Genomic DNA, 20,381 nt, shown 5'->3' with positions numbered 1-20,381 from the left:
GTAAGGTAAACAGAAGGAGGCTGCAGCGGGGAAGGGTTATGCGTATCCCGTTTACTTGTGTCTTTCTCGTTGTCGCCCCGGGCCCGAGTGTTGCCAACCGTATTGCAGAGAATGGCGCAATGCTCGGGTCTGTTTCACGACATCCGCGAAATCATGTCCGGCGCCGCGCGGGCAACGGGAAGGGCGTCGGGATCGGTCCCGAGTGACGAAAAACGGCGCCCCGAGAGGCGCCGTCGACAGTCTTGAAAGGCGGCGCGCTCAATGCGCCATGATCACCGGAACCTCGGCCATCTCGAGCATGTGGCGCGTCGCGCCGCCCAGGATCGCTTCGCGGAATCGCGAATGGCCGTAAGCCCCCATCACCACCGCATCGGCGTCGCTGTCGCTGATATGGCGGTTGAGCACGTCCGACACGCGCGGCATCGTCTTGGCGAGCACCGACACCTCGGCGTGGACGCCGTGACGCGAGAGCATCTGGCTGAGTTGGCCGCCCGGATCCGAGCGCTCGGGCCCATGCGCGGGCGGGTCGATCACGGTGATGTCGACCAGATCGGCGGATTTCAGGACGGGCAGGGCGGCCCGCACGGCGCGCATCGCTTCGTGCGACTGGTTCCACGCGATCACGACGCGCTTGGCAGGCATGTCGCCGTTATACCCGTCGGGTACGATCGCGACCGGAACCTGGCCCTCGAAGAGCGCGGCTTCGACTGCGGCCTCGATCTCCGGGCCGCGGCCCTCGCCATAGGGGCGGCCCATCACGACCAGATCGGCAAAGCGGGCGCGCTGCCCGACGACGGTAGCCATCGCCCCGATCTGCGAGACGACCGCATCGACGCCCCAGCGAATGTCTTCGGCTTCGAGGCGCGCGCGCACCGCGGCTTCCGCGTTGCGTGCGTCGTCTTGCGCGCGATCCATCGTTTCCTGTTGTACGAAGGCGGTCGCCCCCGCGTAGTAATATCCGGTCTGCGTGCGATCCACACCGAGGCAGAGCACGTCTAGGTGGGCGTCGCGCCGTCGGGCGACGGCCACGGCCGTGTCGATTTGTGTCGCGGCCGCCTTGGGATCCGTGACGATCGTGAGAAGTGTCTTGTAAGCCATGGGTCCTGTCCTTGCGCCATAAGCGATTAAGCATGTGAGACCAAAGCCTAACCCGAAGAGATCGGCCGCACTTTGACTCGGATCAAGAGACGTGATTGTCAGATCACAGAACTGCGACCGAATGGCGCAGTTCGATCGCGAGCATTTGATGCAGATCAAGGCATCGTGCATACCCTCGGACCACAAGGACTCCAGTCAGGCCCAGGAGGATTCTCGGTTCAAGAGAGTGCCGCAGGGGCAGACCAGACGAAGGGACGCACAAAATGTGGGATTATATCAAGCTGATCGCGCTTGGTCTTGTGGCGGTTCTGGCCGCCATTGCGGCCGGCTACGCGCGCGATCTTGCCTATCAGGTGAATGCTGTCGAGGTCATGCTGGCCGCGGCAATCGCGTTCATCTGGGTGCTTCGCACCATGGGGAGCCGCCAGCCGGTGGCTCACAACGAGTATTTCGACGGCGTGGTTCGCGCCGGGGTTATCGCGACGACCTTCTGGGGTGTCGTGGGCTTCCTGGTCGCCGTCATCATCGCTTTCCAGCTGGCCTATCCGGCGCTCAACTTCGAATGGGCGCAAGGCTACCTGAACTTCGGCAAGCTGCGCCCGTTGCACACCTCGGCGGTGATCTTTGCCTTCGGTGGCAACGCGCTGATCGCATCGTCGTTCTACGTGGTGCAGCGCACCTCGGCAGCGCGGCTGTTCGGCGGCAACGCGCTCGGTTGGTTCGTGTTCTGGGGCTATAACCTGTTCATCGTGCTCGCCGCGTCCGGCTACATCCTCGGCGCAACGCAGTCGAAGGAATATGCCGAGCCGGAATGGTATGTCGATATCTGGCTGACGATCGTCTGGGTCGCCTATCTGGTTGTCTTCCTCGGCACGATCTTCAAGCGCAAGGAACCCCATATCTACGTCGCCAACTGGTTCTACCTGTCCTTCATCGTGACCATCGCGATGCTGCATATCGTGAACAACCTGTCGATCCCGGTCTCGCTCTTCGGATCGAAGTCGGTGCAGGTCTTCTCGGGCGTGCAGGACGCGATGACGCAGTGGTGGTACGGCCACAATGCGGTGGGCTTCTTCCTGACCGCGGGCTTCCTCGGCATGATGTATTACTTCGTCCCGAAGCAGGCTGAACGTCCGGTCTATTCCTACAAGCTGTCGATCGTGCACTTCTGGGCGCTGATCTTCCTGTACATCTGGGCCGGTCCGCACCACCTGCACTACACGGCGCTGCCCGACTGGGCCTCGACGCTGGGCATGACCTTCTCGGTGATCCTGTGGATGCCTTCCTGGGGTGGCATGATCAACGGTCTGATGACGCTCTCGGGCGCATGGGACAAGCTGCGCACCGATCCGATCATCCGAATGATGGTGGTGTCGGTCGGCTTCTACGGCATGTCGACCTTCGAAGGCCCGATGATGTCGATCAAGGCGGTGAACTCGCTGTCGCACTACACCGACTGGACGATCGGTCACGTGCACTCGGGCGCGCTCGGCTGGAACGGCATGATCACCTTCGGCACGCTCTACTTCCTCGTGCCGCGTCTTTGGGCGCGTGAAGGGCTCTACTCGCTGAAACTGGTCAGCTGGCACTTCTGGCTCTCCACCATCGGGATCGTGCTCTATGCCGCGTCGATGTGGGTCGCCGGGATCATGCAGGGCCTGATGTGGCGCGAAACGGACAGCCAGGGCTTCCTCGTGAACGCCTTCGCCGACACCGTGGCCGCCATGCATCCGATGTTCGTGGTCCGTGGTCTGGGTGGTGTGCTCTACCTCACGGGTGGCATCATCATGGCCTACAATCTGTGGATGACCGTCGCTCGTCAGCCGCGCGTGGAATCGCGTTCGGTTGCCGCCGTGCCGGCTGAATAAGGAGGAGATCAATGGGACTTCTCGACAAACACGGCGTCCTTGAAAAGAACGCCACGCTCCTGCTGATCTTTGCCTTCCTGGTCGTCACGATCGGCGGCATCGTGGAGATCGCGCCGCTCTTCTACCTCGAAAACACCATCGAGGACGTGGACGGCATGCGTCCCTACACCCCGCTGGAGCTTACCGGGCGCGACATCTACATCCGTGAGGGCTGCTATGTCTGCCACTCGCAGATGATCCGCCCGATGCGCGACGAAGTGGAGCGTTACGGCCATTACTCGCTGGCAGCGGAGTCGCAATACGACCACCCGTTCCAGTGGGGCTCCAAGCGGACGGGGCCTGACCTCGCCCGCGTCGGCGGCCGCTACTCGGACGCCTGGCATGTGGATCACCTGACCAACCCGCAGTCGGTCGTGCCGGAATCGGTGATGCCGAAATACGGCTTCCTGCTCAATCGCATGGTCGATTCCAAGCATATCGACGAGCGGATCGCGACCGATGCGATGGTGGGTGTGCCCTACACGTCGGACATGATCGAGAACGCCAAGGCGGACTTCGCGGCCCAGGCCGATCCGAACAGCGACACCGACGGTCTGCTGGAGCGCTATCCCAACGCGGTGAACGTCCGCAACTTCGACGGTCGCCCGGGCATTTCCGAGATGGACGCGCTGGTGGCCTATCTGCAGGTGCTCGGCACCATGGTCGACTTCTCGACCTTCGAACCCGTGGCCAGCCGGTAAGGGGGGCTGATCAATGGACTATCATATCTTCAGGGAATTCGCGGACAGCTGGTTTCTGATCTTCATGTTCGTCTTCTTCCTGGCTGTCGTCGTCTGGGTCTTCCGGCCCGGCGCGCGCAAGACCTACGAAGATACGTCCGAGATTCCCTTCCGGTACGAAGACAAACCCGCCAATGCCTCGGAGGCCGGCGAGAGCCGGTCCTCCAAGGACTGACGGCGCCACGTTGTAAGGAGGCGTGGAAAACATGAGCAAGAGACCAAGCAAGCAAAAGCACGAGGTCGAGACCACGGGACACTCGTGGGACGGCATCGAGGAATACAACAACCCGCTGCCCAAATGGTGGCTGTGGACCTTCTATGCCTGCGTCATCTGGGGGATCGGTTACTCGATCGCGATGCCGGCATGGCCGATCTTCAAATCCGGCGCGACGCCGGGGATTCTGGGCTCCTCGACCCGCGCGAACGTGCAGGCCGAGATCGACAAGGTCGCCGCGGCGAACAAGCCGATCCAGGAGAAGCTCGTCTCGGTCGATCTCAACGAGATTTCGAACGATCCCGAGCTGAAGAACTACACCCAGAACGCGGGCGCCGCGGTGTTCCGCACCTGGTGCGCGCAATGTCACGGTGCGGGCGCGGGCGGCAACCCGAAGCACGGCTATCCGAACCTTCTCGACAGCGCATGGCTGTGGGGCGGCACGATGGAGGACATCCATTTCACCGTGACCCACGGCATCCGCAACGAGACGGACCCGGAAGGCGAGGCGCGGTTCTCGCAGATGCCGGCCTTCGGGAAAGATGGTCTTCTCGAGCCCGAGCAGATCGACCAGGTCGTGCAATATGTCCGCAAGATTTCGGACCAGGAGCATGACGAGGCGATGGCCGCGGAAGGCGAGACGATCTTCGCGGATAACTGCGCAGCCTGTCACGGTGAGAATGGCAAAGGCGACAACACCATGGGTGCGCCGAACCTCACCGATGCCGTCTGGCTCTATGGCGGTGACGTCGACACGTTGACCTACACGGTCACCAATGCCCGCTTCGGCGTGATGCCGAACTGGAACGAGCGTCTCTCGGAAGCGGATATCCGCGCCGTCGCGGCCTACGTTCACAGCTTGGGCGGCGGCCAGTAACGGTCGAAAACAAGAGAGATCCCGCGGGGCTTCGGTCTGGCGGGCCGCACCGGCACCCCGTCCTGTTCGCGCGTTTCCTGGGGGTGCCGGTGCCCAATTCCAGAGGGCCCCTTCGCGGGCCCTCTCGTTTGTCGAGGGTTACCTGCTGCCTAAGTTGGGGGGCGTTCCCGGGCAAAACAAGCGCCGTGCCAGCCGTTGCACGCCGTTGTGACCTCGCCGCGATGCCCGGGATCCTTCTGCGCGAAGCGCTGGGTGGCGGACCGGGGAGGCCGGCGGGGGTGCGACCGCGTTGGTCCGGGGCGAACGAAATGTCGCGGCCGGGCGGTGCGGCTTCCGTTTGAAGACAGCGCTCAAAAGCGCTATTACACGGGAGCGCGACCGGGCGTGAGGCGACCGGCGCAACGCCACCTGATGTCGTGGCTTTTCAAGCAGGCAGCACATGCCGATGACGAGTGAAAACACCAACCAGTGACGATTTCCTGTATGGGAGACCTGTCTTTTTGACGCAGGTCAAAGTCTTCACGACTGTGTCATACCAGAAGAACCGTTGACGCAGAATGATTTATGAACGGAGAGAGTCGTGAGCTCCACCGAACCAGTCGATCCCCCGCCGCTCTACGCCGCCCGCGAGCCGATTTTCCCGCGCCGTGTGCATGGCCAGTTCCGCAACTTGAAATGGGTGTTGATGGCGGTGATGCTCGGCATCTATTACATCACGCCGTGGATTCGCTGGGATCGTGGGCCGGAGCTGCCCGATCAAGCGGTGCTTCTGGACCTCGCGAACCGTCGCTTCTTCTTCTTCATGATCGAAATCTGGCCGCATGAATTCTACTTCGTCGCGGGTCTGCTGATCATGGCCGGTCTGGGGCTGTTCCTGTTCACCTCGGCGCTGGGGCGCGTCTGGTGCGGCTATGCCTGCCCGCAGACCGTCTGGACCGATCTGTTCATCCTCGTCGAGCGCTGGGTCGAGGGCGACCGCAACGCACGTATCCGCCTGCTGCGCCAGAAATGGAACGCCGAGAAGGTCCGCAAGCGGATCACCAAATGGGTGCTCTGGCTTCTGATCGGTGTCGCGACGGGCGGGGCCTGGGTGTTCTATTTCACCGATGCGCCGACGCTGCTGCACGATCTGTTCACCGGCAGCGCCTCGCCGATCGCTTACACGACGATCGCGGTGGCAACGCTCACGACCTTCGCTTTCGGCGGCTTCGCGCGCGAACAGATCTGCATCTACGCCTGTCCGTGGCCGCGCATTCAGGCCGCGATGATGGACGAAGACACGATCACGATCGCCTATCGCGAATGGCGGGGCGAGCCGCGCGGCAAGCTCAAGAAGGGGCAGCACGACCCGACGCAGGGCGATTGCATCGACTGCATGGCTTGTTTCAACGTCTGCCCGATGGGCATCGATATCCGCGATGGCCAACAGCTCGAATGCATCACCTGCGGGTTGTGCATCGACGCCTGCAACGAGGTCATGGACAAGATCGGCAAACCTCGCGGCCTGATCGGCTACATGGCCCTGAAGGACGAAGCGAACGAGCGTTCTGGCAACCCGGTCGTCAATGTCTGGAAGCACATCCTGCGCCCGCGCACCATCCTCTATTTCGCGATGTGGTCGCTGATCGGGGTCGGCCTCGTGGTCGCGCTGTTCATGCGCTCGCCCATCGATTTCAACGTGACCCCGAACCGCGATCCGCTCTTCGTGGTGGAACCGTCGGGCGCGATCCGGAACATCTACACGCTGCGGCTGCGCAACAAGGCGGGCGAGGCGACCGAGTTCAAGGTCTCCGTCAAGGCGCCCGATCCGGCCGACCAGAGCACGCTGAGCGTGTTGCTCGAAGGCCAGGACGGGACCACCGTGACGGTGCCCGCGGATGAAACGATGACCCAAAGGGTCTATATTGTCGCCGATCCCGGTTCGTCCATCGCCACCAGCGAACGCACCGAACTGACGATGTGGATCGAGGACATGACCAATACTGACCGCGTGTCGGAAACGACCGTATTCAACGGAAGGGTACAATGACCGAGATGGCGAAACCGCTGACCGGAAGAAAAGTGCTGATGATCGCGGTGGGCTCCTTCGGGGTGATCATCGCGGTCAACTTTGTCATGGCGTGGCAGGCGATCAGCACGTTTCCCGGCCTCGAGGTCGACAATTCCTATGTCGCCTCGCAGTCCTTCAACGAAGAAAAACGCGCGCAGGATGCGCTTGGCTGGACTGTGTCGCCGGACTATTCCGACGGCAAGCTCAGCTTCGTCATCCGCGACGAGAATGGGTTGCCCGCGCGGGTGGCCGAGTTCAAGGCGCTGGTCGGGCGGACGACCCATGTCCGCGAGGACATGACCCCCGATTTCGACTATGTCGGTGGCATCTTCACCTCCAAGGTCGACCTTGCTCCGGGCGTCTGGCTGGTGCATCTCGACGCGAAAGCCGCAGACGGCACGGAGTTCCGTCAGCGGATCGACCTCTTCGTGAAAGGCTGAACCGATGTCGGTGTCGCCCGCTTCGCCCACACGCAACGAACCGTTCGAAGACGAGCGCGTCTCGGCATCGGCCTGTCCGGCCTGCATCGCGGCCCCCTCGGCCGAGCAGATGGCGAAATCGGGTGACGTCAAGGGCGCACGGATCATGCTCTCGCTTCCCACGGCGCATTGCGCGGTCTGCATCACCGATGTCGAGCGCGAGCTGATGAAACAGCCGGGCGTGAAGTCGGCCCGGGTCAACCTGACGCTGAAGCGCGCCTCCGTCGATGCGGCGGGCGATGTCGAACCGGCGGGGCTGATCGCGGCGCTCGACAAGATCGGCTATGAGGCGCACGAGCTTGATCCCGGCATGCTGTCTGCGACCGAGGCCGACAAGCGCGGGCGCGACCTGCTGATGCGGATCGGCGTGTCGGGTTTCGCGATGATGAACATCATGATGCTCTCGATCGCGGTCTGGTCGGGGGCCGAGGATTCGACGCGCGACCTCTTCCACTGGATTTCGGCGGCGATTGCGCTGCCCACCACGATCTTCGCGGGCCAGCCGTTCTTCGCCAATGCCTGGTCTTCCCTGCGCGGCGGGCGTCTGGGAATGGATGTGCCGATCTCGCTCGCGATCCTGCTCGCGCTCGGGATTTCGCTGTTCGAGACGATGCATTCCGGTGCGCATGCCTATTTCGAAGCGGCGACGATGCTCACCTTCTTCCTGCTCGTAGGGCGCTATCTCGATTACCGCACGCGGGCCGTGGCCCGTTCGGCGGCCGAGGAACTGGCCGCGCTGGAAGTGCCGCGCGCGACCGTACTGCGCGACGGCGAGGAAGTCATCGTGCCCGTGGGCGAACTGGCTGTGGGCGACCTGATCCGGGTGCGCCCCGGTGGCCGCATCCCTGCCGATGGCGAAGTGACCGACGGCCAATCCGAGAGCGACCGCTCGCTCCTGACGGGTGAAAGCCTTCCCGTTCAGGTGCTGCCCGGAATGGCGCTCTCCGCTGGCGAAGTGAACCTGACCGGGCCGCTGACCCTGCGCGTGACGGCAGCCGGGCGCGACAGTTCGCTGCACCGCATGGCCGATCTCGTCGCGATGGCCGAGAGTGCGAAGACCAAATACACCTCGCTCGCCGAACGGGCAGCGCGAGCCTATGCACCGATCGTGCATATCCTGTCCTTCACCGCCTTCTGCGCCTGGGCGTGGATCACCGGCGGTGACTTCCGTCTGGCGGTGAATATTGCCGCTGCCGTGCTGATCATCACCTGCCCCTGTGCGCTGGGGCTCGCCGTGCCTGCGGTGGTGACCGCCGCATCGGGCAAGCTGTTCCGCAAGGGGCTGCTGATCAAGGACGGCACCGCGCTGGAGCGTTTGGCCGAGATCGACACGGTCGTCTTCGACAAGACCGGTACGCTGACCATGGGAGCGCCGCGTCCGCAGAACCTCTCCGATCTGTCGCCCGAGGCGCTCTCCGTCGCGATGGCGCTGGCCGAAGGGTCGAGCCACCCGCTCGCCCGCGCGCTGCACGAGGCCGCGGCAGGGCAGGGGGGCGTCCCCGCCACGCTCACCGATCTGCGCGAAGTTCCGGGCTACGGCGTCGAGGGCGTCTGGCAGGAGCAGCGCGTGCGGCTCGGCCGTGCGAAGTGGATCGGTGCCGAGGACGGCACGACCACCGCGACCCATCTCAAGATCGGCGATGCGACCCCGATCTCGATCCGCTTCGCCGACACGCTGCGCACCGGCGCCGAAGAGGCCGTGGCCGGTCTGAAGGCGCAGGGCAAGCAGGTCTGGCTGGTCTCGGGCGATGTCGAAGGGGCGGTGAGCGATCTCGCCGCGCGCCTCGGGATCGAGGCCTACCGCGCCGGCGCCTTGCCTGCCGAGAAAGCGCAGCTGGTAAAAGATCTCACCCAACAGGGCCACCGCGTGCTGATGGTGGGCGATGGGCTGAACGACACCGCCGCGCTGGCCGCGGCCCATGTCTCGGTCTCGCCTGCCTCCGCGCTCGACGCGGCGCGGACGGCTTCGGATATCGTGCTGCTGGGCAAGGACCTCGCGCCGGTTTCCGACGCCGCCTCGATCTCGGTGCGAGCGCGTCGCCGGATCAAGCAGAACTTCGGCATCTCCATCGTCTACAATATCTTCGCCGTGCCGCTCGCGCTGACCGGGCTTGCGACGCCGCTGATGGCGGCGCTCGCCATGTCGGCCAGTTCGATCACGGTGTCGCTTAACTCACTACGCCTGCGCTGAAAGGAGCCCCGCATGGAGGTTCTTCTCTATTCGATTCCGATTTCCCTACTGCTCGGCGGGATTGGCCTCGGGGCGTTTTTCTGGTCGCTCAAGACCAATCAGTATGACGACCCGAAAGGCGATGCCGAGCGCATCCTGTCCGACGAGTTCGACGACCGCCCGAAGCAGGATTGAGTGCCCGAAGGGCTCGGAGAAGGCCAGGGGCGATCCCGACAGACTTGCGCCCCCTTCGCCTTGGTTCAAATATCCCCGCCGGAGGCTCCCCCGTGGCGCTCCACGCGGCGGACCGCATGAGGCCCCGGATAAGAAAAAGCCGCGCTGACCAGGCGCGGCTTTCTCTCTTTGTCCCCGAGGGAGGAAGAGTCTCAGGGACCGACCACTTTGCAGTCCATAGCGCGTGCTTCGAGCCTTGCACAGGCCAGTTGCGCCATGTCCTGGGTCATTCCCACGAAATTCGCCTCGTATCCGGTCTTGCGCGTCGCGACCTTGCGCAGTGCTTCGCCCAGTGTGTCGCTTTCCATCAGCGCGGTGGTCAGCATGTGACGCTCCGCCGCGAAGCGCGAACCAAACAGGCCGAGGCTGACGCCCCAGTTGCGCCCGCCCGAGCTGGACACGCGCGCTACCACGCGCGGCTTCTGCGCCGGGCCGGGGGCCGGCGGGGTGAGCGCGGCGAGGATGATCTCGCTCTTGCGCTTCTCGGGAGCTGCGGCCATCTGCGCGGTCTCGGGCTGCGGATCCGTCGACTGCACGAAGCTGGACGGGGCCTTGGCGCCGTTGGCCTTGCCGTTTCCGTCGAGGTCGAGCGTATGCGCCTCGGCCAGCTCGACCGTCTCGGGCTGCGGTTTGGTGGACTGAACGAATTTCGGACCGTCCGACGCGCCGGGATCGTAGGAGGCTAGCTGCACGTCGCTCGGCTTTTCGGTGCCGTCCTGGCCCGCCTTGTCTGCAGCGACAGCGGCGTCATGCGCCTGTGCCTGCGCCAGCGGCGTGGCCTTGGTCACTTCGGCGGGCAGCGACTTGGTCACGTGCGCGATCTGGATGTCGCGCGGGTTGCGCTGCGGGCGGGGGCTTGCGGTGATCTCCGCGCCGATCCCGAGCGTGCCGGCATCGGCGACGACCACGTCCTCCGCGCCTGCCGCGCCGTCCTGAGCGCCTTCGGCCACGTCCTCGGGGATATCGGTCACTTCGTCCACCTGATCGGCCTGCACCGCAGCGGCGAGCGCGGTCGAGATTGCATCGCTATCCGCATTGGGCACGGTCGGACGGATATCGGGACGCGGGCTCTTCTTCGGCGCGAGATTCACCATCAGCATCGGCGATTGCGCAGGGGCGATGTATTGCGGGATCGCAGGGCGGATCGTGCGCGCGTGGGTCGGCGCGCGCTTGAAGCCCAGATCCAGCAGATCGGCCATTTTCGCGTTGCGCTGCGCGGTCGAAGTGCCGCCGAAGACGGTCGCGATGATGCGCTTGTCGCCACGCTTCGCGGAGGCGGTCAGGTTGAAGCCCGAGGCCGAGGTGTAGCCGGTCTTGATCCCGTCCGCGCCCTTGTAGGCAGCGAGGAACTTGCGGTTCGTCGAATAGACGGTGCGCACTTTCGCATCCGCCGAGCGGCGCGAGAAGATGTTGTAGTATTGCGGGAAGTCGAAGAACAGGTGGCGGCCCATGATCGTCATGTCATGCGCCGAGGACAGGTGGCCCTTGCGGGTCAGGCCGTTGGCGTTGACGAAATGGGTGTTCTTCATGCCCAGCTGCCGAGCGGTGCGGTTCATCCGCGCGGCGAAGCCTTCCTCCGAGCCGCCGATGTAATCGCCGAGAGCTGCGGCGGCGTCATTGGCCGATTTGATTGCAGCGGCGCGGATCAGGTAGCGCACGGCGATCTTCTGGCCGGGGCGCAGGCCGAGTCGCGAGGGCGGCTGGCTGGCGGCGTGCTTGGTGACGGTAACGATCGAGTCGAGACTGAACTCGCCATGCTCAATAGCCTGAAAGGTGATGTAGAGCGTCATCATCTTCGTCAGAGAGGCCGGATGCAGTGGCGTATCGGCGTTTTTGGAGTAGAGAACTTCGCCCGATCGCATGTCCATGACCATCGCCGCGTAAGGGGCGGCCTGCGCAGCGATCGGCGCAATGAGTGTCAGAAGGATTACGAATAGCCCATCACGGACCCAGCGCATCAGCGTGGTCACGGCTTCACCTATTTCACTGCCTCAATTTGACCCCTTGTGGTGGTACCGATCTTCGGCCGGTTTCCGGGGTTTATATTAGCGAGAAGCGTAGCACGGCTCTCTCAGGCTGAAAACTCCCTATTTTCAAGCACTTTCACTGCGACATTCATGCAATACCACAATATATGGTGGGGTCTTCGCGGAAATTCGTCTATCTGTGGTACTGGAGGCGCACGAAAGCGTGAGGTTAGCGGAGCGTGACGCCACGCAAAGCAGGGCTCAATTCGTGATTTTTGCGATCAGGTCCGGCAGCGCGCCGAGGTCCGGCAATTCCGCGAAGCGCGGATGCGCTGACGGAGCCTCCGCATGCTCGAAGGCCCATGTCAATTCATGGGGCACATGCACGCCCCAGCCGCCTGCCTCGATCATCGGGATCACGTCGGATTTCAGCGAATTCCCCGCCATCAGCCCGTGCTCCGCGCCTTCGGCGTGGCGCGCGAAAATCTCGGCATAGACCGGGGGCTTCTTGTCCGAGACGATCTCGACCGCGTCGAACAGATCGCCGAGGCCCGACTGCGCCAGCTTTCGCTCCTGGTCAATCAGGTCGCCCTTCGTCACCAGCAGGATGCGGTAGTCGTCCGACAGCGCCTCGATCGTCTCGCGCGCGTGCGGCAGCAACTCGATCGGATGCGAGAGCATCTCGCGCCCGGCGGCGAGGATCTCCGACAGGATCGTGGCGGGCACGCGACCCTCGCTCACCTCGATTGCGGTTTCGATCATCGACAGGGTGAAGCCTTTGACGCCAAAGCCATAATGCGTGATGTTGCGACGTTCCGCCGCGATCAGCCGCTCTGCCAGATGATCGGGTTCGGCGTGCTCGCGCAGCAATTCGGTGAAGCGCCCCTGCGTGAGTTTGAAGAAACGCTCGTTGTGCCAAAGCGTGTCATCCGCATCGAAGCCAATCGCCGTCAGCTGCATCGTCCCGCCTTTCTCGCTGGAGGTGTTGAGGGACTTTTCATATGTCACGAAGACCCTATATTCCGCCAGAGCCCCTCAACGAATCCTGATGCCGGAGCGCCCTTGACCGAGCCTCTTTACATGATGTCCGACGACGACCGGGACGACAGCGATAACGATGCGTCCCTCGCGACCAAGACGCGGCCGAAGACGCAGCGCCCGCCGATGTACAAGGTGATGCTGCTCAACGACGATTACACGCCGATGGAATTCGTCGTGCATATCCTCGAGCGGTTCTTTGGGCTGAACCACGCACAGGCGTTCGAGATCATGCTGACCGTGCACAAGAAGGGCCTCGCTGTGGTCGGCGTCTTCTCTTTCGAGGTGGCCGAGACGAAGGTGGCGCAGGTGATGGATTTCGCGCGCCGCCACCAGCACCCGCTGCAATGCACGATGGAGAAGGAATAAACGCCGCCAAAGCGGTTCCTTGCAAATTCAGTCGCGCCCGCCTATCTGGCGGGCTCGTTTCTTTCAGAGGGTTCCCTGCATGAGCCATCCGCGACTTTCGCTCGCTCTCGAGATGCCCGAGGCGCTTCCGCCCGAGGGAGACATTGCGCTGTTTTCGCCCGTGGGCACGCTGGACCTTGGCGGCCTGCCGGTTGATCGCCTCGTCGCGATCCAGCCCGAGAAACCCGATCACGACGTTCTCTCACAGCGCGGCCTCCGCGTCTCGCCGAGCGCCGAAGGCAGCTATGCCGCCGCGATCATCTTCGCGCCCCGCGCCAAGGCGGAGGCCCGCGCCCTGATCGCCGATGCGTGCCAGCGTGTGGCTCCCGGCGGGCCGATCTATGTCGACGGGGTGAAGACCGAAGGGATCGACTCGCTGCTCAAGGAATTGCGGGGACGGGTGGACCTGTCCGCGCCGATCGCGAAGGCCCATGGCAAGATCGCATGGTTCGCGGCAGACCCAGATCTGCTGAGCGACTGGGCGGCGCAGGATATCCATCCTGTCGAAGGTTTCGTGACCCGTCCGGGTGTGTTTTCCGCGGATGCGGTGGACGAGGGTTCAGCGCTTCTGGCCGAATGCCTGCCCGAGACGCTGCCCGCGAAGGTAGCCGATCTCGGCGCCGGCTGGGGCTGGCTCTCGGCGCAGATCCTTGCACGTAAGGGCGTCGAGCGTCTCGATCTGGTGGAATCGGATGCGGTCGCCCTGGACTGCGCGAAACGCAATATTTCCGATCCGCGCGCACAGTTCCTTTGGGCGGATGCTACGCGCCATGCGCCGGAAGAGCGCTACACTGCCGTCGTGATGAACCCGCCCTTCCACGGGGCTGCACGCGGCGCAGACCCGGCGCTGGGGCTGGCCTTCATTCAGGCTGCGCGTGGTATGCTGTCGCTTTCGGGCACGCTCTGGATGGTGGCGAACCGCCATTTGCCCTATGCCGACGCGCTCGCCACCGCGTTCCACGAGATCGAAGAGATCACGCCGCCCAGCGGCCCCTCCACCCGTTTTCGTATCATCCGCGCAGCCAAGCCGATCCCGGCCGGAAAGACCCCGGGGAAATCTGCGGGCATGCGCGCCACAGCCGAGCCGAAACGTACCCTTGCCCCTCGCAAGCGGCGCTAAGCTCGCCTAACCTGCCTCAACATCCACGAGGAGACACCCAATGTCCCTTTCTGTTTCCGGCAAGACCGTCATCGTCACGGGCGCAGCCCACGGTATCGGTCAGGCCATCGCGCGCCATTTCGTCGATCGCGGCGCGCAGGTGATGTTCGCCGATATCGATGAAGAAAAGCTTGCTACCGAACTGGGCGACACCGCCAAGACCGAAGGGCCGGTGCGCTATTTCTCGGGCGACCTGTGCGAGAAGCTGGCGGTGAAGAACCTGCTCTCGGCCACGGTGGACGCGTTCGACCGGATCGACATTCTGGTGAATTGCGCACGCACCTTCGCGCCCTGCGACCCGCTCGAACCGTCGGTGGACGTACTCGACTCGATGCTGTCGCAGAACATGAAATCGGCTTTGCGGGTCAGCCAGATGACCGCGAAGCGGATGATCAAGCAGGCCGAGGAAGAGGGTCGCACCGAGGGTGAGATCGGCTCGATCATCAATGTCTCGACGCTGGCCTCGAACCGCACCCAGCCCGAGTTGATGGCCTATTCGATCGCCTGCGCTGCGCAAGATCAGGCGATCCGCTCGCTCGCCGTGGCGCTCGCGCCGAAGCGGATTAGGGTAAACGGTGTCAGCTTCGCCTCGGTGATGAGCCGTTCGCTGCAGGATGCGCTGAAGGAAAACGACGACTGGCGCGAGGCGATCTGCGAAGGCACGCCGCTGGGCCGGATCGCACCGCCGTCGGAACTGGCCGAGACGGTGCAGTATCTGGCGTCCTCGGGGGCGAGCTTCGTCACCGGGCAGATCATCAATGTCGATGGCGGACGCAGCCTTCTGGACCGCGTGCAGGTTCCGGCCTTCTAAGGGGTCAGGACCGCGCCGCGCGCCGGTCCATCGCCCAAAGCGCGCCCGCGCCTGCAACGCCCAGAAGCGCACCTGCCGCCGCGGCCAGCTCATAACCCGCAATAGCCGTGCCGATGGCAAAGATGGCCGCGGAGAATCCATCGCCTGCCAGCTTTTGCAGCGCCATCAGCGAGGCTCCTGCGCCGGGCCGGTTCGACAGCAGGTCCTGTAGATAGGCCATCGGTTGGGTCAGAACGACCGCGCCGCCGATCGCGCCGGGCAGGGCGAGAAACCAGACATAGGGCGTTGCAGCCAGCACCGGGATCAGTCCCAGATGGGTCGCGTAAAGCGCGGCTCCCGCCCAGATCATCGTCGTCCGCTCGATCCGTCCCAGAACAAGCGGCAGCGCCAGCATGAAGGGCACTTCCAGCCCCGCCATCAGGCCAGCATAGAGCGCGGTATCGGCGGCCCCACGGCCCGGCGTCGCCTCGAAGACCAAGCCCATCACCACGAGATAGAGCATCACCGCCCCGTTGATCGTGCCAAGCGCCACGACGCGGGCAAGGATCGGCAGGTTCGCCATCTCGCGCAAGGATTGCCGGAAGGTCAGCCCGGATTTCGGGTCGGGCCAGCGCGTCGCCCCGTCACGCGGCCAGAAGAGGAAGGTCAGCGCGAGGATCGTGGCCCCGAGGGTCAGCGTCACCGGGTAGATCGAGGTCAGCTCCGCCCCCTGATCGAAGATCACCGACCAGATCGGCAGCACCACGACCCAGGGCAGCGCGAAAAGTGCCCGCAGGGTCGAGAGGATCGCGGGTCGATCCTCTGCCGGATGGGTCGAGGCCGCCAGACGGGACAGCGCGAAAAGCTGCCCGAAGATCGACGCCGAGAGCGGCAGGATCAGCGCGTTGGCGATCACGAAGACCACCCAATTGTCGCCCGCCAGAACCAGCCCCGAGCCCGCGATCAGCATCGCCGAGGTGCCAAGCGCGATGGCCCGGCGGTTCGCGCGCTGATCGGCGAGGATGCCAAGTCCGACCGAGGCCGAGACCGACAGCACCGAGGCGACCATCAGCACTCCCGAATAGGCGCGATCCGACAGGCCGAACACCTTGATCGCCAGCGCCGAGACATAGGGCCCCATCGTCGCCGCATGGGCGCCGAACAGCACGAGCAGCACGGCGGCGAGGCGCAGGGCGGGATCGGACAGGACAAGGTGGATCGGGCGCAGCATGGCGCCGCTTTGCGCTTTCGGGCGACCAAGTGCAAGAGGGAGGCGTCAAGCCTTCCTCGTGGACCTACAAAGACTTAGCGAAAAGCCCGGCGGAAAACCGCTCTCGGGAGGGAACGGCGGTGCCGCAAAGCTCGTTCAGAAGACAGGGCGGAGAGGTTGTATATGTAAAAGGAAGTGTCATGCTCTCGCGTCATATCGCACTGAAGTTCGATAATGTGATCCGCAATATCTTCGTCCGCGCGGAGGTGCCGCCATCGCAGGTGTCGACACCGCGCCTCGGGCGGCTGGAGGATGCCGAAACTGCCTTGGAACAGGATTGCGCCCGCGTCGTGCTGGCGATGCCACGGGACGAGCGCGATGTGCTCTGTCTGACCTATGGCCTTAGCGGTCACGCCCCGATCCCGCCGCACCGGGCAGCCGATGTGCTGGACTGGACTCTGATCCATACGATGACCGTCGGCGAGGGGGCGATCCTGCGGCTCCGCAACGCCAACTCCGCCCGCATCGCTTTCGAACCGCTGCTCGAGAACCTGCATCCGCGTCTTCTGGCGGCGGCCGACGAGATCTATGAAATGCGTCTGGCCGAGGTGCCGCGCAAGCGCCGCGACAAGGTGCTGAAAAACCTCTGGTGCGATATCAGCCCGCTAGAACGCCTCGCCTTGCGCGGCTTCGGCGATGGCGAAATCCCCGAGATGGAGCGGGCGCTCGAGCGCCGCGCGGCGGGTCAGCTTCTGTGCTGAGTGCTCAGCGCCAGTCGAAGAACCCTTCGCCCGCCTGAGACAGCAGATCGCGCGCGAGGTGTTCGCCCATCGCGGCGCCCTCGTCGATATTGCCCCAGCGCTCGCCCGCGAGCGCCTCGGAGCCGTCGGGACGTAGGATCTGACCGCGCAGCCAGAGCCGGTCGCCCTCGATCAGTGCGAGCCCGGCAATCGGTGTCTCGCAGGAGCCGTCCAGCGTCGCGAGGAAGGCGCGTTCCGCCAGTAGGCGCTGCTCGGTCACCAGATCATGGATCGGGGCCAGAAGCGCCTCGGCGCGAGCATCGGCCATCCGGCGCTCGATCCCGATCGCGCCCTGTGCGACAGCCGGCAGCATCTCTTCGGGGGCGATGGGCCCGCGCGCCGAGTCCTCCATCCCCAGACGCCGCAGCCCCGCATAGGCGAGGAAGCTCGCAGCCGCGACACCGTCCGCCAGCTTCTTCAGCCGGGTCTGCACATTGCCGCGAAACTCGACCAGCTTCAGATCGGGCCGCACATGGGCAAGCTGCGCCCGGCGACGCAGGCTGGAGGTGCCGACCGTCGCCCCTTCGGGCAGGGCCATGATCGAGTCGTATTCCAGGCTGACGAAGGCATCGCGCACGTCTTCGCGCGGCAGATAGCAATCGAGTACCAGCCCCTCGGGCTGCTCGGTCGGCATGTCCTTCATCGAATGCACGGCGATATCGATGCGGCCATCGACCATCGCCTCTTCGATTTCCTTCGTGAACAGGCCCTTGTTGCCGATCTCTTTGAGCGGTTTGTCCGCTGCGATCATCGCCCGGTCGTCGCCCGTGGTCTTGATCACCACGACCTCGAAAGCGTCTTCGGGCAGGCCATGCGCGGCCACCAGCCGGTCACGGGTCTCATAGGCCTGCGCCAGCGCCAGCGGCGAGCCGCGGGTGCCGATCTTGAGCGGGGATTTCGCATCGGGCATCTGTGTCATGGCCCCGGAATATCCGCGACAGATGGACCTTGCAAGAAGCCCCGCGCTTGACATGACGCCACAGGTCGCGTCGAAGGGGGCAAAGAGGAGGCGCCAGAATGACCGAAAAGACGATCCTGCGAGCTTTGAAAGGCGAAGTGCTGCCGACCCCTCCGGTCTGGATGATGCGGCAGGCGGGGCGCTACCTGCCGGAATATCGCGCGACGCGGGCGAAGGCGGGCGATTTCCTGTCGCTGTGCTACACCCCCGAACTGGCCGCCGAAGTGACGTTGCAGCCGATCCGCCGCTACGGCTTCGACGCGGCGATCCTGTTCGCCGACATCCTGCTCCTGCCGCAGGCTCTGGGCGCCGATCTGTGGTTCGTGACAGGCGAGGGCCCGCGCCTCTCGACGATTACCGGGGCCGACGATTTCGCCAAGCTCAAGACCAAGGACGACATCCATGAGACGCTGAATCCGGTCTATGAGACGGTCTCGATCCTCTCGGAAGAACTGCCGAAAGAGACCACTCTGATCGGTTTCGCCGGCGCACCGTGGACCGTCGCGACCTACATGATCGCGGGGCGTGGCACGAAGGATCAGGGTCCGGCGCATGCGCTGAAGGCCGAAGACCGCGAGACCTTCGTGAAAATCATCGACCTGCTGACCGTCTCGACCATCGAATACCTTTCGAAACAGGTCGAGGCCGGGGCCGAAGTCGTGAAGATCTTCGACAGCTGGGCGGGCTCGCTCAAGGGCCAGGATTTCGAGGACTTCGCCGTCGAACCGGCGCGCAAGATCATCGCCGAGATGAAAGCGCGTTTCCCGGGTCTGCCGGTCATCGCCTTCCCGCGCGAGGCGGGCGAGGGCTATATCGGCTTCCATCAGAAGACCGGCGCCGATTGCGTCGCTCTTGACAATTCGGTGACACCGGAATGGGGTGCAGAGCATGTCCAGGTGTCGGGCTGCGTACAGGGCAACCTCGCATCCTCGCATATGGTCACCGGAGGTCAGGCGCTGATCGACGAGACCCGCCACGTGGTGCAGGCCTTCAGCAAGGGGCCGCATATCTTCAATCTCGGTCACGGGATCACTCCCGATGCCGATCCGGAGAACGTGGCGCTGATGGTCGAGACGATCCGCAACGGCTGACACGCGATTTCGACCGAGAGCGCGCGCGTCCGAGTATTCGGGCGCGCAACTATCTCTTCCTCTTGGCAAAAATATCCCGGGGTGAATTCGCGTAAGCGATGAGGGGCAGCGCCCCTCTTTTCTTTCCGTTTACGTGCCTGCGCGCGGGTGGGGCAGCGCCCCTCCACCTTGCGCCCATGAGGCCATCAGCCCTTCAATACCACTTCGCGACGGGCGGCAGGCTCATCAGGACCGCATCCGCATTGTGGCCGGTTTCCAACCCGAATTTCGTGCCCCGATCATAGACGAGGTTATATTCGGCATAGAGCCCGCGATGACGCAACTGGGCTTCGCGGTCCTCTTCGGACCAGTCCTGCACGCGGCGTTTCTCGATCAGCGGCTGGAAGGCGGGCAGGAAGGCCGCGCCCACCGATTGGGTGAAGGCGAAATCGTCCTCCCACTCATCGGTGTTCAAATCGTCGTAGAAGATACCGCCGACGCCACGCGCGCGGCCGCGGTGGGGGATGAAGAAATACTCGTCCGCCCAGGCTTTGAAATGGTCGTAATAGGTCTTGTCATGAGCGTCGCAGGCGGCCTGCATCTCGGCGTGGAAATGCGCGGTGTCCTCGTCATACTCAAGACACGGATTGAGGTCCGCGCCGCCGCCGAACCACCACGCGCCGGGCGTCCAGAACATCCGGGTATTCATGTGCACGGCGGGGCAATGCGGGTTCTGCATATGCGCGACCAGCGAAATGCCTGCGGCCCAGAAACGCGGGTCTTCCTCCATCCCCGGCACGCCGCGCGCGGCCATCGCCTTTTGCGCGCGGGGGGCCAGTTCGCCCCAGACGGTGGAGATGTTCACGCCGACCTTTTCGAAGACGCGACCGCCGCGCATTACGCTCATTTTGCCGCCGCCGTGGTCCTCGCCCGCGGGGCCCTTGCGCTCGGTCGGGGTGACTTCGAAGCGACCCGGCGCCTGCTCGGACAGCGGACCTTCGGTATGACTGTCCTCCAGCCCCTCGAACGCCGCCACGATCCGGTCGCGCAGGTCCGAGAACCACTGGCTCGCGCGGGCCTTGCGGGCGTCGAAATCCTCAACCGTGTCTGTCATGCGTCGGGCCTCCCAAATCTCTGGCGTGATCCTTAGCAGGCGTGGGCGGGTGCGGGAAGGGCGCGATTGATCGCGGGCGGAAGCGGGCGTAGGCTGAA

General features: G+C 64.2%; 19 protein-coding genes. 13 read left to right on the top strand and 6 right to left on the bottom strand.

Features of this window, described 5'->3' with window-relative positions; all coding sequences use genetic code 11:
• Positions 1 to 258: 258 nt before the first annotated feature.
• Complete coding sequence (locus DEM26_RS00995) at positions 259 to 1,098, bottom strand: universal stress protein (RefSeq protein ID WP_075774155.1); 840 nt, start codon at positions 1,096 to 1,098, stop codon at positions 259 to 261.
• Between the two features lie 263 nt (positions 1,099 to 1,361).
• On the opposite strand from DEM26_RS00995, the gene ccoN reads away from it, so the two are divergent.
• The 8 genes from ccoN to ccoS all read left to right on the top strand — a co-directional run bounded on the left by ccoN (position 1,362) and on the right by ccoS (position 9,730).
• Positions 1,362 to 2,966, top strand: coding sequence for a cytochrome-c oxidase, cbb3-type subunit I (gene ccoN, locus DEM26_RS00990; protein ID WP_075774156.1), 1,605 nt, complete (start codon positions 1,362 to 1,364; stop codon positions 2,964 to 2,966).
• Between the two features lie 11 nt (positions 2,967 to 2,977).
• Entirely contained in the window at positions 2,978 to 3,706 is a 729-nt protein-coding gene (gene ccoO / locus DEM26_RS00985; RefSeq protein WP_075774157.1) for a cytochrome-c oxidase, cbb3-type subunit II, read from the top strand.
• A 13-nt stretch (positions 3,707 to 3,719) separates the two neighbouring features.
• A complete protein-coding gene (locus DEM26_RS00980; RefSeq protein ID WP_075774158.1) occupies positions 3,720 to 3,920 on the top strand; it encodes a cbb3-type cytochrome oxidase subunit 3 in 201 nt (66 codons plus the stop codon).
• A gap of 31 nt (positions 3,921 to 3,951) precedes the next feature.
• Positions 3,952 to 4,836, top strand: a complete 885-nt coding sequence (gene ccoP, locus DEM26_RS00975; RefSeq protein ID WP_088722400.1) for a cytochrome-c oxidase, cbb3-type subunit III — start codon at positions 3,952 to 3,954, stop codon at positions 4,834 to 4,836.
• Positions 4,837 to 5,416: 580 nt separating this feature from the next.
• A complete protein-coding gene (ccoG, locus tag DEM26_RS00970; protein WP_075774160.1) occupies positions 5,417 to 6,865 on the top strand; it encodes a cytochrome c oxidase accessory protein CcoG in 1,449 nt (482 codons plus the stop codon).
• On the top strand, positions 6,862 to 7,326 hold the full coding sequence (locus tag DEM26_RS00965) for a FixH family protein (protein WP_075774161.1): 465 nt from the start codon (positions 6,862 to 6,864) through the stop codon (positions 7,324 to 7,326). The genes ccoG and DEM26_RS00965 overlap by 4 nt, the downstream gene beginning before the upstream one ends.
• 4 nt (positions 7,327 to 7,330) lie before the next feature.
• The gene (locus tag DEM26_RS00960; RefSeq protein ID WP_109171514.1) at positions 7,331 to 9,556 is read left to right on the top strand and encodes a cation-translocating P-type ATPase; all 2,226 of its coding nucleotides are present in this window, start codon (positions 7,331 to 7,333) and stop codon (positions 9,554 to 9,556) included.
• 12 nt (positions 9,557 to 9,568) lie between these two features.
• Entirely contained in the window at positions 9,569 to 9,730 is a 162-nt protein-coding gene (ccoS, locus tag DEM26_RS00955; protein WP_075774163.1) for a cbb3-type cytochrome oxidase assembly protein CcoS, read from the top strand.
• A 191-nt stretch (positions 9,731 to 9,921) separates the two neighbouring features.
• Here the strand turns inward: ccoS and DEM26_RS00950 are convergent, their stop codons facing one another.
• On the bottom strand, positions 9,922 to 11,739 hold the full coding sequence (locus DEM26_RS00950) for a D-alanyl-D-alanine carboxypeptidase family protein (RefSeq protein ID WP_233242984.1): 1,818 nt from the start codon (positions 11,737 to 11,739) through the stop codon (positions 9,922 to 9,924).
• Between the two features lie 258 nt (positions 11,740 to 11,997).
• Complete coding sequence (locus DEM26_RS00945; RefSeq protein WP_088725683.1) at positions 11,998 to 12,696, bottom strand: HAD family hydrolase; 699 nt, start codon at positions 12,694 to 12,696, stop codon at positions 11,998 to 12,000.
• A 120-nt stretch (positions 12,697 to 12,816) separates the two neighbouring features.
• On the opposite strand from DEM26_RS00945, the gene clpS reads away from it, so the two are divergent.
• The 3 genes from clpS (at position 12,817) to DEM26_RS00930 (ending at position 15,152) form a co-directional block, all read left to right on the top strand.
• On the top strand, positions 12,817 to 13,143 hold the full coding sequence (gene clpS, locus DEM26_RS00940) for an ATP-dependent Clp protease adapter ClpS (RefSeq protein WP_109171513.1): 327 nt from the start codon (positions 12,817 to 12,819) through the stop codon (positions 13,141 to 13,143).
• A gap of 79 nt (positions 13,144 to 13,222) precedes the next feature.
• Complete coding sequence (locus DEM26_RS00935; RefSeq protein ID WP_088719666.1) at positions 13,223 to 14,302, top strand: class I SAM-dependent methyltransferase; 1,080 nt, start codon at positions 13,223 to 13,225, stop codon at positions 14,300 to 14,302.
• Positions 14,303 to 14,342: 40 nt separating this feature from the next.
• Positions 14,343 to 15,152 carry an SDR family NAD(P)-dependent oxidoreductase gene (locus DEM26_RS00930; RefSeq protein ID WP_088725685.1) on the top strand — a complete coding sequence of 270 codons (810 nt, stop codon included), beginning with the start codon at positions 14,343 to 14,345 and terminating at the stop codon, positions 15,150 to 15,152.
• Between the two features lie 4 nt (positions 15,153 to 15,156).
• Here the strand turns inward: DEM26_RS00930 and DEM26_RS00925 are convergent, their stop codons facing one another.
• On the bottom strand, positions 15,157 to 16,362 hold the full coding sequence (locus DEM26_RS00925; protein ID WP_109171512.1) for a hypothetical protein: 1,206 nt from the start codon (positions 16,360 to 16,362) through the stop codon (positions 15,157 to 15,159).
• A 179-nt stretch (positions 16,363 to 16,541) separates the two neighbouring features.
• On the opposite strand from DEM26_RS00925, the gene DEM26_RS00920 reads away from it, so the two are divergent.
• A complete protein-coding gene (locus tag DEM26_RS00920; RefSeq protein ID WP_109171511.1) occupies positions 16,542 to 17,102 on the top strand; it encodes a hypothetical protein in 561 nt (186 codons plus the stop codon).
• A 4-nt stretch (positions 17,103 to 17,106) separates the two neighbouring features.
• Here DEM26_RS00920 and hemC read toward each other — a convergent pair whose 3' ends face one another.
• Positions 17,107 to 18,060 carry a hydroxymethylbilane synthase gene (hemC, locus tag DEM26_RS00915; RefSeq protein WP_109171510.1) on the bottom strand — a complete coding sequence of 318 codons (954 nt, stop codon included), beginning with the start codon at positions 18,058 to 18,060 and terminating at the stop codon, positions 17,107 to 17,109.
• Positions 18,061 to 18,158: 98 nt separating this feature from the next.
• Between hemC and hemE the strand changes: the two genes are divergently transcribed.
• On the top strand, positions 18,159 to 19,190 hold the full coding sequence (gene hemE / locus DEM26_RS00910) for a uroporphyrinogen decarboxylase (protein ID WP_109171509.1): 1,032 nt from the start codon (positions 18,159 to 18,161) through the stop codon (positions 19,188 to 19,190).
• A 193-nt stretch (positions 19,191 to 19,383) separates the two neighbouring features.
• Here hemE and hemF read toward each other — a convergent pair whose 3' ends face one another.
• The gene (hemF, locus tag DEM26_RS00905) at positions 19,384 to 20,283 is read right to left on the bottom strand and encodes an oxygen-dependent coproporphyrinogen oxidase (RefSeq protein WP_075774171.1); all 900 of its coding nucleotides are present in this window, start codon (positions 20,281 to 20,283) and stop codon (positions 19,384 to 19,386) included.
• Between the last annotated feature and the right edge of the window lie 98 nt (positions 20,284 to 20,381).

Source organism: Thioclava sp. NG1 (genome assembly GCF_003122275.1).
Classification (GTDB): Bacteria; Pseudomonadota; Alphaproteobacteria; order Rhodobacterales; family Rhodobacteraceae; genus Thioclava; species Thioclava nitratireducens.
This window is presented reverse-complemented; position numbering and strand designations above follow the sequence as displayed.

What these genes read in the sequence shown, in the direction of transcription:
- DEM26_RS00995 (WP_075774155.1), bottom strand. Translation starts at nt 1,098, where the DNA reads ATGGCTTACAAGACACTTCTCACGATCGTCACGGATCCCAAGGCGGCC.
- ccoN (WP_075774156.1), top strand. Translation starts at nt 1,362, where the DNA reads ATGTGGGATTATATCAAGCTGATCGCGCTTGGTCTTGTGGCGGTTCTG.
- ccoO (WP_075774157.1), top strand. Translation starts at nt 2,978, where the DNA reads ATGGGACTTCTCGACAAACACGGCGTCCTTGAAAAGAACGCCACGCTC.
- DEM26_RS00980 (WP_075774158.1), top strand. Translation starts at nt 3,720, where the DNA reads ATGGACTATCATATCTTCAGGGAATTCGCGGACAGCTGGTTTCTGATC.
- ccoP (WP_088722400.1), top strand. Translation starts at nt 3,952, where the DNA reads ATGAGCAAGAGACCAAGCAAGCAAAAGCACGAGGTCGAGACCACGGGA.
- DEM26_RS00965 (WP_075774161.1), top strand. Translation starts at nt 6,862, where the DNA reads ATGACCGAGATGGCGAAACCGCTGACCGGAAGAAAAGTGCTGATGATC.
- DEM26_RS00960 (WP_109171514.1), top strand. Translation starts at nt 7,331, where the DNA reads ATGTCGGTGTCGCCCGCTTCGCCCACACGCAACGAACCGTTCGAAGAC.
- ccoS (WP_075774163.1), top strand. Translation starts at nt 9,569, where the DNA reads ATGGAGGTTCTTCTCTATTCGATTCCGATTTCCCTACTGCTCGGCGGG.
- DEM26_RS00945 (WP_088725683.1), bottom strand. Translation starts at nt 12,696, where the DNA reads ATGCAGCTGACGGCGATTGGCTTCGATGCGGATGACACGCTTTGGCAC.
- clpS (WP_109171513.1), top strand. Translation starts at nt 12,817, where the DNA reads ATGATGTCCGACGACGACCGGGACGACAGCGATAACGATGCGTCCCTC.
- DEM26_RS00935 (WP_088719666.1), top strand. Translation starts at nt 13,223, where the DNA reads ATGAGCCATCCGCGACTTTCGCTCGCTCTCGAGATGCCCGAGGCGCTT.
- DEM26_RS00930 (WP_088725685.1), top strand. Translation starts at nt 14,343, where the DNA reads ATGTCCCTTTCTGTTTCCGGCAAGACCGTCATCGTCACGGGCGCAGCC.
- DEM26_RS00925 (WP_109171512.1), bottom strand. Translation starts at nt 16,362, where the DNA reads ATGCTGCGCCCGATCCACCTTGTCCTGTCCGATCCCGCCCTGCGCCTC.
- DEM26_RS00920 (WP_109171511.1), top strand. Translation starts at nt 16,542, where the DNA reads ATGCTCTCGCGTCATATCGCACTGAAGTTCGATAATGTGATCCGCAAT.
- hemC (WP_109171510.1), bottom strand. Translation starts at nt 18,060, where the DNA reads ATGACACAGATGCCCGATGCGAAATCCCCGCTCAAGATCGGCACCCGC.
- hemE (WP_109171509.1), top strand. Translation starts at nt 18,159, where the DNA reads ATGACCGAAAAGACGATCCTGCGAGCTTTGAAAGGCGAAGTGCTGCCG.
- hemF (WP_075774171.1), bottom strand. Translation starts at nt 20,283, where the DNA reads ATGACAGACACGGTTGAGGATTTCGACGCCCGCAAGGCCCGCGCGAGC.